Origin of the sequence: Streptomyces tyrfis (assembly GCF_037034285.1) — a bacterium.
GTDB lineage: Bacteria > Actinomycetota > Actinomycetes > Streptomycetales > Streptomycetaceae > Streptomyces.
On record NZ_JBAGJZ010000025.1, the window covers coordinates 54,702 to 68,579 of the forward strand.

Sequence of the window (13,878 nt, forward strand, 5' to 3'; positions counted from 1 at the left end):
TGAGGCTCTTTCCCGAGACGTTCACACATCCGGGCCTCGTCGGCGCCGGACGCGGCCTGGGCGAGGTCACGGGACGAGGACCGGCCCGGCGGCCCCCCGCGAGCAGTCGCCGTGCGGGCCCGCGGTACTCGGCTCATGCTGAAAGAAGCGGTACTCGGCTCATGCTCGAAGAGAAACTCAAAGAAAAAGGGGGGTGGCGACTGAGGGAGTGGTGGGGATGCGAACCGTAGTGGACCTCACGCGCTGCCAGGGCTACGCACAGTGCGTGTTCCTCGCGCCGAAGATGTTCGAACTTCACGGCGAGGAAGGACTGCTGTACGCCACGGCCGTCCCCGACGACCAGGTCGAACACGTGCGCAAGGCCGCGGCAGCCTGCCCGGTCCAGGCCATCCTCGTCGGTGAGGAGGTGGACCCCGATGGCCGCCGGTGATCCTCGTGAGGGCCGGATCGTGCTCGTCGGTGCGTCCCTGGCCGGGCTGAGGGCCGCGGAGACGCTGCGCGAGGAGGGCTTCACCGGCTCCCTCACGGTGGTCGGGGACGAGCCCCATCCGCCCTACGACCGGCCGCCGCTGTCCAAGCAGGTACTGCTCGGCCGGGCGAAGGCGGACACCACGGAGCTGCCGATGCGCCGGGACCCCGACGCCGAGTGGCGGCTGGGAACGGCCGCCACCGGGCTGGACCCGTTGGCGAAGCGGGTGCTGCTGGCGGACGGGGAGTCGCTGCCGTACGACCGGCTGCTGATCGCCACGGGGACTCGGGCACGGCCCTGGCCCAATCCGGCGGAGGGCGCCCTGGACGGGGTGTTCACCCTGCGCACGCGCGAGGACGCCGCGGGACTGGCCGAGCGACTGGACGCCGGGCCGAGGCGGGTCCTGGTGATCGGCGCCGGTTTCACCGGTTCGGAGATCGCTTCGGCCTGCCGGGAACGCGGACTGGACGTCACGGTCGCCGAACGCGGCCCCGCGCCCCTGGTGGGCGCACTCGGCGGCACCCTGTCGAAACTCGCGGCCGCCATGCAGCGCAACCACGGCGTGGACCTGCGCTGCGGGGTCACCGTCACGGCCCTGCGCGGGAACGGCGGCTTCACCGGCGCGGACCTGTCCGACGGCACGCGTGTCGACGCGGACGTGTGCGTCGTGGCGCTGGGGGCGATCCGCAACGTCGAATGGCTGGCCGACTCCGGACTGGCGGCGGGCCCGCGCGGGATCGCCTGCGACGCCGGGTGCCGCGCCTTCGACATGTACGGCATCGTCACCGACGACGTCTTCGTGGCCGGCGACGTCTCCCGCTTCCCCCACCCGCTCTTCGGCTATCAGATGCTCTCCCTGGAGCACTGGGGCAACGCGGTCGAGCAGGCCGAAGTGGCAGCCCACAACATGATCAACCCGGGGCCCAGGCGACGCCCGCACCTGGCCATCCCGACCTTCTGGTCGACCCAGTTCGGACTCAACATCAAGTCCGTGGGCGTACCGACCTTCTCCGACCACCTGGTCATCGCCCAGGGCTCCCTGGAGGCGCGCCGTCTGGCGATGGTCTACGGCTTCCAGGGGCGGGTCACCGCCGCGGTCACCGTCGACATGGCCAAGTCGCTCGACTACTACCGGCACCTGATCGAGACCGCGGCCCCGTTCCCGCCCCCGCCCGGCGCGCTGGACCGCGCGCTCGCGGCCGACATCCCGGTTCCGTCCGACGTACCGGATCCGAAGGGACTGTCGCACGGACCCACCGTGGCGCTCACCGGATACCTGCCCGACCGCCGACTGACCGTGGTGCGGCCCGCACGCTGAACCACGCCCCGTCCCACGACGAGGAGCCATCATGGACTCCGAGACCCTGCTGGCCCGGATAACCGACTACGCCAGCCGGCCCGATCCCTACCCGCTGTACGCGGAGCTCCGCGCGGCCGGTCCCGTGGTCCGGCAGGCGGACGACAGCTACCTGATCGGCACGTACCACGAGATCGCCGCGCTGCTCCACGACCCACGGATGAGTGCCGACCCCCGTACCCGCGGCAAAGTGACACGCAAGCCGCCGTTCCTGCGGCTCGACGACCCGGAGCACCACAGGCTGCGCACACTGGCCATGCGGCCCTTCGGGCCCCCGCACAGCCCGGGCAGGGTCGACGCCATGCGCGGCGAGATCGACCGGATCACCGAGGAACTGCTGGCCCCCTTCGAGGCGGGGCGGCGGATCGATGTCGTCGACGACTTCGCCTATCCGTTGCCCGTCAGCGTGATCTGCCGCCTGCTCGGCGTCCCCCGTGAGGACGAGCCGCTGTTCCGGGCCTGGTCCGACACGCTGGTCACAGCCGCCGACGTCCGGCCCGGCCAGGAGACCACCGAGGCGGAGGAGGCCGGCGAGCAGGCACGGACCGAGATGGGCGGATACTTGGTCGACCTCGCCGAGCAGCGCCGCGGCAGTCCGGACGACGCCATGCTCTCCGCCTTCGTCAACGAGCCGGACCCGGCCCTGCGGCTCACCCGGGAAGAACTCGCGGAGACGGCCGTACTGCTCCTCATCGCCGGACACGAGACCACCGTCAACCTCATCGCCAACGGGGTGCTCACCCTGCTGCGCCGGCCCGAGCACCTGGACCACCTGCGCCGCGACCCCGGCCTGCTGCCGCGAGCCGTGGAGGAACTGCTGCGCTACGAACCCCCCGTCCACATGCGCGAACGCATCCCGCACGCCGACATCGACGTCGCCGGCACCACGATCCCCGCGGGCGCGTCCGCCGTCCTCGCGCTGGCCTCGGGCAACCGCGACCCCCTGAGGTTCCACGACCCCGACCGGTTCGACCCCACCCGCGCGGACAACCAGCACCTCGGCTTCGGCAGCGGCATTCACCTCTGCTACGGCGGTCCCCTGGCCCGTGTCGAGGCCCAGGCCGCGCTCGGCGCGCTCATTCCCCGCCTGGGCGCGGCGCGTCTGGTCCAGGACCCGCCTCCCTACCGGCAGAACGCCATGCTTCGCGGCCCCCGCCACCTGCCTGTCCAGCTCTGAGCTCCGGGCCCGTGCCCGGTGATCGGGCGGGCACGATGCCTCGGACGCCCTCTCGCGGTTCCCCCCGGCGGGCGTTCCGCCGGCCCCGCGGTGAACGGGCGGACGGGCCCGGCCCTTCCGCGGAGACCCCGGACCGGCGGGTGTCCGACGGCCGTCAGAAGGCGTGCCGGTTCCCGACAAGGGGGCGGTGCGTCCACCAGACCCCCTGGGACTCCTCGTCACGCCCCATCCACACCTGGTGGCCGCCGCCCGCGTGCGCGGCCCGGGCGATGCGCTGCACCAGCTTCTCGCAGAGGTCCGAGGCTTCCCCCTCCTCGATCCCATGGGCGGGGAACCCGGCCCGCATGTCCTGGCGGACCACCTCTCGGCTGCTGAGGGTCACGTTCAGGTACGAGGGCCGCTTCACGTCCCACCACACCTGCACGATGGTGTCGGCCCGCACCAGCCGTACGCCGAAGGCCTCGCTCCGCAGCTCCACCCAGACATCCGCGACCACCATCAGCCCCGGCCTCCGGACGCCCGGCCGGAGTGCTGTGCCGCCCGGCCGCCGCCCGGTCGCACATGTCCCGCCGCGCCGTCGCGGCGCTCCGGCACGTCGGGCCCCGGCCCCGACAGCGGCCCGGCCGGGGAGGCGGCCTCCCGCTCCCGGAGTCTCCGCGCGTCCCGGCCGCACCGGAGGATCTCCTCCCGCACGGTCCGCTGCCCGTGGTCCGTCATCGGCACCCCTTCTCGTCGATCGGCCAGAACCTCTCGTTCGTACCGCCCGCGCAGGACCCTCATGGGGGGCTCCGGGCGCTCCGGGCGGCCGTCCCGATAGTCGGCGTCCCTCCGCCGGTTCCCGGCGTGACCCGGGCCCGGCTCAGCCCTGCGAGTGAACAGGTTCACCGAGAAGCGCGCCGGGAGGACGAGCCGCGGACCGGCCGCGGCCCCCGGTCGCGACTCGCGGCCGTCGACGCGTGGCTGCGACCAGCGGCCCCCGGGTCTCCGGGGCGCCCGGTCCGTCCTCCGGACGCGGCGGACGGCCGGTCACGCTGCGCCGGAACCGAGCAGGCTCGCAGGCATCCGCACGGTCGATCGCCACGTTCCGCGCTGCCGGGTCCACGCGCGCGGGCCTCCCCGATCTCCACGCCGGACGCCACCGGGGTGCGCTCGCTCCTCCCCGCCGGCGCGCCGGACTCCGCGACTTCGGGGCCACCGGCGGCAAGGCCGGCCGCCCTGTCGCGTGCGGAGCAACCCGACGGGCCGCCCGGGCCGACCCGTGCGAGGGTGGTAGCGATCGTCCACGGTCGGGAACAGGAGGCGGGGTGCACCGCGCGAGGCAGCGGCAGGTCCGGCGGGCACGTCCCGGTGCGTGCGCCGGGAGGAGAGCGCGGTGAGCGAGCGGCAGTCGCACGGCGACCCGGTGCCCTTCGCCGATCTGCGCAAGCGCCTGGACTCCGAGATGGACCAGATCGCCCAGCAGCTGCGGGCCCTCGCCTCCACCAAGGACCGGCTCGAGGGGCTGCTCGACGCGGTGTTCGCCATCACCGGCGAGCTGGAACTCAGCGAAGTGCTGAGGCGCATCGTCACCACCGCCATGCACCTGTGCGGCACCCGCTACGGCGCGCTCGGCGTGCTGGACGAGAAGGGCGAGCACCTCGAGGAGCTCATCGCCGTGGGGCTGAGCGACGAGGAGTACGAGGCGCTGGCCGACACCGACTTCCCGCACGGCGAGGGCGTCCTGGGCCTTCTCATCCACAACCCCCAGCCGCTGCGGCTGGAGGACGTCTCCGCCCATCCGGCCTCGGTCGGCTACCCGCCCGGCCACCCCCACATGCGGTCCCTCCTCGGCGTCGCGATCAGCGTCCGCGGCGAGATCTACGGCGACCTCTACCTCTCCGAACGCCTTGACGCCCGGCCCTTCGAGCACGGGGACCAGGAGGTCCTGGTGGCGCTGGCCAGCGCGGCCGGCATCGCCATCGAGAGCGCCCGCCTCTTCGAACAGGTCCGCGCCAACGCCGAGAACTTCCAGCGTCTGCTGCTGCCCACCCTGCCCGACCTCAGCCCCTTCTCCGCCGCCACCATCTACCGCCCCGCCGCCGAGCCCAACCACCTGGGCGGCGACTGGTACGACGCGCTGGTGCTGCCGGACGGCGCGCTGGGCATCGTCATCGGCGACGTCTGCGGCCACGACCTGTCCGCGGCCGCCGCCATGGCGCAGATCCGCAACATGCTGCGCGCGCTGTTCTACGACCGCCAGACGCCGCCCAGCGACGTCCTGCGACAGCTCGACGTCACGCTGGAGGCCGGTTCCGACCTCCCGGCGACCACCGCGCTGGTGGCCCGGGTCGAGCCCGGCGAGAAGGACTGGGCTCTGCACTGGTGCGCCGCCGGCAATCTCCCTCCCCTGGTGATCACGCCCGACGGGCGGGCCGAGTACCTGCTGGACGAGCCGGGCGTGCCGCTGGGCGTCGACCCGGTGCTGCCGCGCCCGGACCACCGCAGGACGCTGCCGCCGGGAGCCACGGTCGTCTTCTTCACCGACGGCCTGGTCGAGCATCCCGCCCGCTCGCTCGACGAGGGGATGGACGCCCTGGTCGAACTGGCGGGAGCCTACGCCGCGTTGCCGGTGGACGAACTGGTGAAGGCGCTCGCCGACCATCACCCCAGCGATGGCCACGACGACATGGCCATCCTCGCGCTGCGGCTTCCCGCGGAAGGCCGGGACGGCCCGGACGCCGGCGGCTCGCCACGCCCGGGCGAGTGAGTCCGACGGCCGGGCCGCGTCCCGGCGCCGGTCCGCCCGCCCGGCCGCGCCCGGACGTCTTCGGGCGGTGATTCCGCACGAAGGCCGGCCGGCCCGCGGGCATCCGCGGCATCGGACGGAACCCCGTCCGGTGCCACGGATGCCGTCCACCGCCTCCAGTTCGCGGGCCTGCCGCCGCCGCTCGTCGGGACGGTGCTACTCCTCGTACACGGTGGTACGCGTCAGCGGCAGGCGCAGCGTCTCCCGGAAGGAGAGGAGCACCACCAGGGCGGACACCAGCGCCAGCCCCATCAGGTAGAAGCCGGGGGCCAGGGGAGTTCCGCCCAGGGAGACCAGACCGGTCGCGACGAAGGGGGCGGTGCCGCCGAAGAGAACGTACGCGGCGGTGTAGCCGATGGCCGAACCGCTCGCCCGCAGCTGCCCGGGGAACATCTCGACCATCGCGGGCACATTGGAGGTGCCGATCACCGCGACCAGCACGGCGAGCACCACGGTGCCCGCGATCGCCCCCGGCAGCCCCCTCCCGATGAGCCAGAAAGCGGGCAGGGTGGCCACGACGAAGCCGCCGCATGCCGTGAGCAGCATCGGTTTGCGGCCGAAGCGGTCGCTGGCCGCGGCCATCAGCGGGCAGGCCAGGCTGTACGCGAGCATCGCCACCATGCTGGTGAGCATGGCCTCCGACTTGGCGTACCCGATCTCTTCGGACATGTAGGCGATCATGTAGCTGCTCATCAGGTAGTACCCGACGGCGTTGGTGATGCTGTAGCCGAACAGTGTCAGCACCTGCCGACGGCAGACCCGCCACGCCTCGCGCAGCGGCGCCTCCTGCACCACGTCGCCCTTCTCCAGGGCCCGGAAGACCGGGGTGTCCTGGATGCGGCTGCGCAGGTACAGGCCGATGAGACCGAGCGGCCCGGCGAGCAGGAACGGAACGCGCCAGCCCCAGCTGTTCAGCGCCGCCTCGTCGAGCGACGAGGTGATCAGCAGGCCGGTCGACGCACCGGCCACGGACGCCAGTCCGACGGTGAGCGGCACCACGCTGGCATAGCGCGCCCGGCGGCCCTCGGGGGCGTACTCCATGATGAACGCCGAGGCCCCGGTGTACTCGCCACCCGTGGAGAAGCCCTGCAGGGCCCTCAGCAGGAAGAGCAGGACAGGGGCCGCGATGCCGAGCGTCGCGTAGCTGGGCAGCAGGCCGATGAGCAGGGTCGAACCGCTCATGCACAGCACGCTCAGCGCGAGCATGCGGTTGCGTCCGATGCGGTCGCCGTAGCGACCGAAGAACGCGGCGCCGAGGGGGCGGGCGATGAAGCCTCCGGCGAAGACGGCCCAGGTGGCGAGGAGGGCCGCCGTCCTGTCGTACTGGGGGAAGAAGAGCCCGGCGATGGTCGCGGACATGATGGCGTACGCGCCCGAGTCGAACCACTCCACGAAGTTGCCGATGGCCGTCGCGGTGGCCACCCTGCGGCGCACCTCCGGGGTGGCGGCGGCCTCGGGGACCGTGGACGCCGTGGGCAGGGGAGGGGCCACGGAGGCACCGCTGTCGGTCGTCATGTCCGTCTTTCCTTCCGGGGCGGCGTCACGGCGTCGGGGCCGCGAGGGCTGAGGTCACGGGCGCGAAGAGCGGCTCGCTGGATCTTTCCCGTGGCCGAGCGGGGGAGTTCTCCGACGAACTCGATCAGGCGCGGATAGGCGAAGTGCGAGTGCGCGGCGCGGGCGAAGCGGGTGATGTCCCTCGCCAGGGCCTCGCCCGGTTCGTAGCCGGGGCGGAGCTCGATCCAGGCCTTGACGGCCTGACCGCGCACCGGGTCCGGGACGCCGACGACTCCGGCGTCCGCGACCGCGGGGTGACCGCGCAGCACGGCCTCCACCTCGTACGGTCCCACACGGTAACCGGACGTCTTGATGACGTCGTCCGTCCGGCCGAGGAACCAGAAGTACCCGTCCTCGTCCATGACGGCCTGGTCCTTGGTGCGGTACCAGGCGCCGCCGAACGCCTCGGCCGACGCCTCGGGACGGTTCCAGTAGCCCAGCGGGAACTGGGGGTTGGACCGGGCACGCAGGCAGATCTCGCCCGGCTGCCCGACGGGCACTTCGCGGCCGTCGGCGTCCAGCAGCGCCACGTCCCAGCCGGGAAGCGGACGGCCCATCGAGCCGGGCTTGATCGGTACGCCGGGGAAGTTGCCGAGCAGCGGGTAGGACTCGGTGGACCCGTAGTAGTCCAGCAGGGTGACGCCGAACTGGGCACGGAACCACTCGATGAGATCAGGGGTGAGCGGCTCGTTCGAAGAACACACCACCCGCAGGGACTGGGGGTGACGACTGCCCGCGTCCGGGACATCCTGCATCATCTTACGCAGGAAGGTCGGGTTGACCAGGGCCGTCGTGACCTTGTTGCGGGACATGGCGGCCAGCAGCCCGTCGGGGTCGAAGCCGCCGGCCGGCCGGTACACGAGGTGTACGGCGCCCGCACGGAGGGGGCCCAGCAGTTTGGCCATGGACCAGGCCCAGTCCCCGGCTCCGTAGAACACGTCGCCCGGTCGCAGATCGTGGCAGTGACGGAATTCGTTGTGCCCCAGCAGGGTGCGGTGGGCGTGCACGATGCCCTTGGCGGCGCCCGTGGTGCCCGAGGTGTAGAAGATCAGCGCCGGGTCGTCCGGGGCGGTGTCGGCCGTGGCGTACACCGGGGGCAGCGCGCTGATGGCCGGGTCGTCGACGTTCACGACCGTGCCGCCGAAACCGGCGGCGCGGCCGACGGAGGAGGTCTCGGTGACCAGAACGGCGGCGCCGGAGTCGGCCAGCCGGTAGCGGATGGGCTCGTCGGCCCACAGCAGCGACATCGTCACCAGGACGGCGCCGGTGCGCAGCACGCCGAGGTACGTCGCCGGGGTGTCGGGGCGCTGGGGGAGCAGCACCGCGACCCGGTCGCCCTTGCGTACGCCGAGCGCGTGCAGATGGGCGGCGATCTGCCGGGAGCGGTCCTGGACCTGCCGCCAGACGACCTCTTCGCGGTGACCGGTGTGGTCCTCGAAGACGAGCGCGAGCCGGTCGCCGGGATGACGGTCGGCGACGTCGGCCGCCATGTTGTACCGGTCGGGAACGGTCCACCGGTGTTCTTCGACGAGACGGCGGTAGGCGCTCTCGCCGTCGGAGGCCGCGCCGGAATACGGCGTGACGCTGGTGGTCATGGGGTTTCTCTCCTGCCGATGAGGGGGCGGGGACGCGGGCGCGCCGGACTCAGCGGCGGCGGCCGGCCAGGAAGCGGGCCATCTCGCGCTGGGGCTCGCCCGTCGCGTACGCGGCGGTGTGCACCTTCTTGGCCGCCTCGATCGCGTCGTCGAGGCCTGCGTCGTCCAGCTCGCGGAGCCGGCCCTTGGTGAGGGCGACCGCGCCGGGCGGGAGCGCGGCGAGCCGGGCCGCCTCGGCCAGCGCCTCCGCCTTGACCTCGTCCGGTGCGACGAGCCGGGTGAGGAGACCGAGCCGCTCGGCCTCGGCGCCGTCGACGAGGCGGCCGCCGAGCGCGAACTCGGCGGTCTTCGCCCGGCCGAGGATGCCCCGCATGGCCCAGATCCCAGTGATGCTGGGGATGCCCGACAGCACCTCCGGCTGCCCCATCCGGACATCGGTGTGGCCGATGCGGAAGTCCGCGAGCAGGGCGAACTGGAAGCCCGAGCCCGCCGCCACGCCGTTGACGGCGGCGACGACCGGCTTGTCCAGCCCGCGTACGGCGCGGAAGAGACGGCCGAAGTCGTCGATCCACGCCTCGGCGGCCGCGTGGTCGTCGGGGTCGATCGCCGCGGTCTCGGCGAGGTCCTGGCCGGCGCAGAACGCGCGCCCGGCGCCGGTGAGCACGACCGCGCGGCAGCGCTCGTCCGCCCCCAGCGCTTCCAGCGCCGCGACCAGCAGGCTCCGCATCCCCGCGGTCCAGGCGTTGAGCTTGTCGGGACGGTTGAGGGTGACCTCGGCGACGTAGGCGTCGGCGGCCGGGTCCCTCACCGGGTGGTGGGTGACGACGACGGTGCTGTTCTCGGTCATGAGGGCGTCCCTTTCACACGATGGGCGGGGGAAGAAGGCGACGGGGCCCTGACCTAGCCCGAGTTGCGGGTGGATGTCCGGCGGAGGGCTTCCCGTGAGCAGTCATGCAAACAGGGCGGGATGCGGTCCGGCCAACACCAATCGGGACTGGCGGTGATATCGGAGCGATATGGTCCGCTGATGGAGCTCCGTCACCTGCGCTACTTCGCCGTCCTTGCCGAGGAACTGCATTTCGGCCGGGCGGCGGAACGTCTGCACATGGCTCAGCCGCCGCTGTCGCAGCGCATCCGCGACCTGGAGCGCGAACTCGGGGTGCGGCTGTTCGATCGGACACGGCACCGCGTCCAGATGACCGAGGCCGGGGCGCTGCTCCTGGAGCATGTGCGGCCGGTGCTCGCGGGGGTGGACACCGCGCGCGAGGCGATGCGCAGGATCCGTCCCGGCGAGGCGGGCGTGCTGCGTGTCGGCGTGCCGCCCGACACCGGCCCGACGGTGCTGCGGACCCTCACCGCCGGTTTCGCCGACCGGGTGCCCGATGTGCTGATCGACCTCCACGAGCTCACCACCGACGAACAACTGGCCCGGCTGCGCGAGGGGGAGCTGGACGCCGGGGTGGTACGGCACCCGTCGGACACGGTGGGCCTGGAATCGGGTCCTGTGGCGCGGCGTGAACTGGGCGTCGTGCTGCGGGCGGACCACGCCGCGGCGGCGGGCGGCGGCGCGGTCCGGCTGCGGGACCTCGACGGGGCCCCACTGGTCATCTTCCCGCGCGCGATGGCGCCGCGACTCTACGACCACATGCTGACCGTCTGCCGGGACGAGGGATTCCTGCCCGGATCGATCCGACACGCGCGCAATCCCAACTTCGTGCACGGGCTGGTGCTCGCGGGGCGCGGCATCCACCTCAACGAGGCCCCGGCGACACCGCTCATCGACGGGCTGGTGTGGCGGCCGCTGGAGAGGGACACGCTCGCGTGGCTGACCTCGGTGGTGTGGGTGCCGAGCCGGCACAACGAGGCGATCGCCTCGTTCGCCGAAGCGGTCTCGGAGAGCCTCGCCGAGGCCGGCCACCACATCGCGGACGCGGCCCCGGGCGGGTGACGCACCGCGACGGCCGCCCGGCCGCCCGGCCGCGGGGTTCCCCCGGCCGTGTGAGATCTCGTGACACGTGAGAGGGTCTGACGGGTGAGCGAGACACCACCGAACACCCTGCAATACCGCTTCGACGGGCCAGAAGCCGCTCCGGTCCTGATCCTGGGCCCCTCGCTGGGCACCACCTGGCACATGTGGGACCGGCAGATCCCGGAGCTCACCCAGCGCTGGCGGGTTCTCCGCTTCGACCTGCCCGGCCACGGCGGCGCCCCCGCCCGCCCGGCCTCCGCCGTCGCAGAGCTCTCCGACCGGCTGCTCGCCACCCTCGACGGACTGGGCGTCCGGCGTTTCGGCTACGCGGGCTGCTCCATCGGCGGCGCGATCGGCGCCGACCTGGCGCTGCGCCACCCGCACCGGGTCGCCTCGCTCGCCCTGGTCGGCTCCGCGGCCCGGTTCGGCAGCCCCGACGAGTTCCGCCAGCGCGGTGTGGTCGTCCGTACCAACGGCCTGGAGCCGATGGCCCGCTCCACGCCCGAGCGTTGGTTCACCCCCGCCTTCGCCACGGCCCAGCCGGCCATCGTCGACTGGGCCGTGCAGATGGTCCGCACCACCGACCCCGGCTGCTACATCGCCGCCTGCGAGGCCCTCGCCGCCTTCGACGTCCGGGGCGAACTCGGCCGCGTCACCGCGCCGACCCTCGTCCTGGTCGGCGCCGAGGACCGGGTCACCGGGCCCGGCGACGCCCGCACCCTGGTCGCGGGCATACCGGACGCCCGGCTCGCCCTCGTGCCCGGCGCCTCCCACCTGGCCCCGGTCGAGCAGCCCGCCGCCGTCACCGATCTGCTGCTCACCCACTTCTCCAGCGCCTGGCAGGACACCCTCGCCGCCATCCCGCTGCCCGCCGACGCCCCGAGGCTCTCCGCCCCCGTGCTGCCCGTCGCGGAGATCACCGCCGCCGAACGGCCCGAGCCCGCAGCCGACGGGCGCGCCGACCCGTACGCACCCGGGCTGAAGCTGCGCCGCGAGGTCCTCGGCGACGCCCATGTGGACCGGGCCCTGGAGACCGCCGACGACTTCACCGGCGACTTCCAGGAACTCGTCACGCGCTACGCCTGGGGCGAGGTGTGGGCCAGGGAGGGCCTGGACCGCCGCACCCGCAGCTGCGTCACCCTCACCGCGCTGGTCGCCGGCGGGCGCCTGGAGAGCCTCGCCGCGCACGTCCGGGCGGCCCTGCGCAACGGTCTCGGCCCGAACGAGATCAAGGAGGTGCTGATGCAGACCGCCGTGTACTGCGGGGTGCCGGCCGCGAGCGCCGCGTTCTCGATCGCGCAGTCCGTGATACAGGAGGAAACGACCCCCCGTCCGTAGCAGGATGGGCCCCATGAACGCTGTGAACCCCGCGCATCTCACCCTGACCAAGAAGAAGCACTCCTGCGTCCGGCTGGAGAAGGACGGGCGGACGCTGGTCATCGACCCGGGCGGCTTCTCCGAGGAGGACGCCGCCGTCGGCGCCGACGCGATCCTGGTGACGCACGAGCACGCCGACCACTTCGACGAGCGGCGGCTGCGCACGGCGCTGGAGGCGGACCCGGCCGCCGAGATCTGGACCCTGCGCAGCGTCGCCGACCGGATCGCCGCGGCGTTCCCCGGCCGCGTCCACACGGTCGGCCACGGCGACGCCTTCGCCGCCGCGGGCTTCGACGTACAGGTGCACGGCGAGCTGCACGCGGTGATCCACCCGGACATCCCGAGGATCACCAACGTCGGCTTCCTGGTGGACGGTTCGGTCTTCCACCCGGGGGACGCGCTCACCGTTCCCGACCACCCGGTCGACACCCTGATGCTTCCGGTGATGGCCCCCTGGAACAAGATCTCCGAGGTCATCGACTACGTGCGCGAGGTGGCGCCGCGCCGCGCGATCGACATCCACGACGCCCTGCTCACCGACCTCGCCCGGCCGATCTACGACCACCAGATCGGCAGCCTCGGCGGCGCCGACCACGGGCGGCTGGCCCCGGGGGACTCCACCGGCCTGTGACCCGGCGGTCCGGCTCCGCCGACGCCGCGGACCGGCCCGCGCCCCCCGCCGGTCCGCCGCCGTCGCCGGCCCGCACCCCTCGTCGGTCCCCGGCTGTCGGCGCCAGCGGCTAGGTTTACGTACATGCGCATCGCCACCTGGAACGTCAATTCGATCACCGCCCGGCTCCCGAGGCTGCTGGCCTGGCTGGAGAGCACCGGCACGGACGTGCTGTGCATCCAGGAGACCAAGTGCACCGCCGAGCAGTTCCCCGCCGAGCAGCTCCGCGAGCTGGGCTACGAGTCCGCCGTCCACGCCACCGGCCGGTGGAACGGGGTCGCGCTGGTCTCCCGCACGGGCCTGTCCGACGTCGTCACGGGCCTGCCCGGCGGCCCCGAGTACGACGGCGTGCAGGAGCCGCGGGCCATCTCCGCGACCTGCGGCCCGGTCCGCGTCTGGTCGGTGTACGTGCCCAACGGCCGGGAGGTCGAGCACGCGCACTACGCGTACAAGCTGCGCTGGTTCGAGGCGCTGCAGAAGGCGGTCGCCGCGGACGCCGCGGGCTCGCAGCCGTTCGCGGTCCTGGGCGACTTCAACGTGGCCCCGACCGACGAGGACGTCTGGGACCCGGCCCTCTTCGAGGGCGCCACGCACGTCACCCCCGCCGAGCGCGCCGCCCTCGCCGCGCTGCGCCAGGAGGGCCTGTCCGACGTCATGCCCCGGCCCCTGAAGTACGACCGCCCGTACACCTTCTGGGACTACCGCGAGCTGCGCTTCCCGAAGAACAAGGGCATGCGGATCGACCTGGTCTACGGCAACGCGCCCTTCACCGCGGCGGTCCGCGACAGCTATGTGGACCGCGAGGAGCGCAAGGGCAAGGGCGCGTCCGACCACGCCCCGGTCGTCGTGGACCTCGACCTCTGACGACCCGGGCCCTCTGACGACCCGGGCCCTCGGCCGTCCGGGGCCGTCCGGTTCGGGCCGG

At 73.1% G+C, this 13,878-nt stretch carries 12 protein-coding genes; 8 read left to right on the top strand and 4 right to left on the bottom strand.

Annotated elements, in window-relative coordinates; genetic code table 11:
• Window positions 1-217 precede the first annotated feature (217 nt).
• The 3 genes from WA762_RS20210 to WA762_RS20220 are packed head-to-tail and all read left to right on the top strand — an operon-like array spanning window position 218 to window position 3,003.
• Complete coding sequence (locus WA762_RS20210; RefSeq protein WP_335937315.1) at window positions 218-430, top strand: ferredoxin; 213 nt, start codon at window positions 218-220, stop codon at window positions 428-430.
• Complete coding sequence (locus tag WA762_RS20215) at window positions 417-1,787, top strand: NAD(P)/FAD-dependent oxidoreductase (protein WP_335937316.1); 1,371 nt, start codon at window positions 417-419, stop codon at window positions 1,785-1,787. The genes WA762_RS20210 and WA762_RS20215 overlap by 14 nt, the downstream gene beginning before the upstream one ends.
• 31 nt (window positions 1,788-1,818) lie before the next feature.
• A complete protein-coding gene (locus WA762_RS20220; RefSeq protein ID WP_335937317.1) occupies window positions 1,819-3,003 on the top strand; it encodes a cytochrome P450 in 1,185 nt (394 codons plus the stop codon).
• A 154-nt stretch (window positions 3,004-3,157) separates the two neighbouring features.
• On the opposite strand, the gene WA762_RS20225 is transcribed toward WA762_RS20220, so the two are convergent.
• A complete protein-coding gene (locus WA762_RS20225) occupies window positions 3,158-3,502 on the bottom strand; it encodes a hypothetical protein (RefSeq protein WP_335937318.1) in 345 nt (114 codons plus the stop codon).
• Between the two features lie 942 nt (window positions 3,503-4,444).
• Between WA762_RS20225 and WA762_RS20230 the strand changes: the two genes are divergently transcribed.
• Window positions 4,445-5,749 carry a PP2C family protein-serine/threonine phosphatase gene (locus tag WA762_RS20230; RefSeq protein ID WP_335937373.1) on the top strand — a complete coding sequence of 435 codons (1,305 nt, stop codon included), beginning with the start codon at window positions 4,445-4,447 and terminating at the stop codon, window positions 5,747-5,749.
• Between the two features lie 195 nt (window positions 5,750-5,944).
• On the opposite strand, the gene WA762_RS20235 is transcribed toward WA762_RS20230, so the two are convergent.
• From WA762_RS20235 to WA762_RS20245, 3 genes are read right to left on the bottom strand one after another with little or no spacing between them, the layout of a single operon-like run.
• A complete protein-coding gene (locus tag WA762_RS20235; RefSeq protein ID WP_335937319.1) occupies window positions 5,945-7,303 on the bottom strand; it encodes an MFS transporter in 1,359 nt (452 codons plus the stop codon).
• A complete protein-coding gene (locus WA762_RS20240) occupies window positions 7,300-8,937 on the bottom strand; it encodes an acyl-CoA synthetase (protein ID WP_335937320.1) in 1,638 nt (545 codons plus the stop codon). The genes WA762_RS20235 and WA762_RS20240 overlap by 4 nt, the downstream gene beginning before the upstream one ends.
• A 49-nt stretch (window positions 8,938-8,986) precedes the next feature.
• Window positions 8,987-9,784 carry an enoyl-CoA hydratase/isomerase family protein gene (locus tag WA762_RS20245; protein ID WP_335937321.1) on the bottom strand — a complete coding sequence of 266 codons (798 nt, stop codon included), beginning with the start codon at window positions 9,782-9,784 and terminating at the stop codon, window positions 8,987-8,989.
• 180 nt (window positions 9,785-9,964) lie between these two features.
• On the opposite strand from WA762_RS20245, the gene WA762_RS20250 reads away from it, so the two are divergent.
• The 4 genes from WA762_RS20250 (at window position 9,965) to WA762_RS20265 (ending at window position 13,817) form a co-directional block, all read left to right on the top strand.
• The gene (locus WA762_RS20250) at window positions 9,965-10,885 is read left to right on the top strand and encodes a LysR family transcriptional regulator (RefSeq protein ID WP_335937322.1); all 921 of its coding nucleotides are present in this window, start codon (window positions 9,965-9,967) and stop codon (window positions 10,883-10,885) included.
• Between the two features lie 84 nt (window positions 10,886-10,969).
• Entirely contained in the window at window positions 10,970-12,244 is a 1,275-nt protein-coding gene (gene pcaDC / locus WA762_RS20255) for a bifunctional 3-oxoadipate enol-lactonase/4-carboxymuconolactone decarboxylase PcaDC (protein ID WP_335937323.1), read from the top strand.
• Between the two features lie 13 nt (window positions 12,245-12,257).
• A complete protein-coding gene (locus WA762_RS20260; protein ID WP_335937324.1) occupies window positions 12,258-12,914 on the top strand; it encodes an MBL fold metallo-hydrolase in 657 nt (218 codons plus the stop codon).
• 123 nt (window positions 12,915-13,037) lie between these two features.
• Window positions 13,038-13,817 carry an exodeoxyribonuclease III gene (locus WA762_RS20265; protein ID WP_335937325.1) on the top strand — a complete coding sequence of 260 codons (780 nt, stop codon included), beginning with the start codon at window positions 13,038-13,040 and terminating at the stop codon, window positions 13,815-13,817.
• The last annotated feature ends 61 nt before the right edge of the window (window positions 13,818-13,878 follow it).

Bases quoted from the DNA above. Each gene is read 5' to 3' on its own strand.
- WA762_RS20210 (WP_335937315.1), top strand. From the start codon at position 218: ATGCGAACCGTAGTGGACCTCACGCGCTGCCAGGGCTACGCACAGTGC.
- WA762_RS20215 (WP_335937316.1), top strand. From the start codon at position 417: ATGGCCGCCGGTGATCCTCGTGAGGGCCGGATCGTGCTCGTCGGTGCG.
- WA762_RS20220 (WP_335937317.1), top strand. From the start codon at position 1,819: ATGGACTCCGAGACCCTGCTGGCCCGGATAACCGACTACGCCAGCCGG.
- WA762_RS20225 (WP_335937318.1), bottom strand. From the start codon at position 3,502: ATGGTGGTCGCGGATGTCTGGGTGGAGCTGCGGAGCGAGGCCTTCGGC.
- WA762_RS20230 (WP_335937373.1), top strand. From the start codon at position 4,445: ATGGACCAGATCGCCCAGCAGCTGCGGGCCCTCGCCTCCACCAAGGAC.
- WA762_RS20235 (WP_335937319.1), bottom strand. From the start codon at position 7,303: ATGACGACCGACAGCGGTGCCTCCGTGGCCCCTCCCCTGCCCACGGCG.
- WA762_RS20240 (WP_335937320.1), bottom strand. From the start codon at position 8,937: ATGACCACCAGCGTCACGCCGTATTCCGGCGCGGCCTCCGACGGCGAG.
- WA762_RS20245 (WP_335937321.1), bottom strand. From the start codon at position 9,784: ATGACCGAGAACAGCACCGTCGTCGTCACCCACCACCCGGTGAGGGAC.
- WA762_RS20250 (WP_335937322.1), top strand. From the start codon at position 9,965: ATGGAGCTCCGTCACCTGCGCTACTTCGCCGTCCTTGCCGAGGAACTG.
- WA762_RS20260 (WP_335937324.1), top strand. From the start codon at position 12,258: ATGAACGCTGTGAACCCCGCGCATCTCACCCTGACCAAGAAGAAGCAC.
- WA762_RS20265 (WP_335937325.1), top strand. From the start codon at position 13,038: ATGCGCATCGCCACCTGGAACGTCAATTCGATCACCGCCCGGCTCCCG.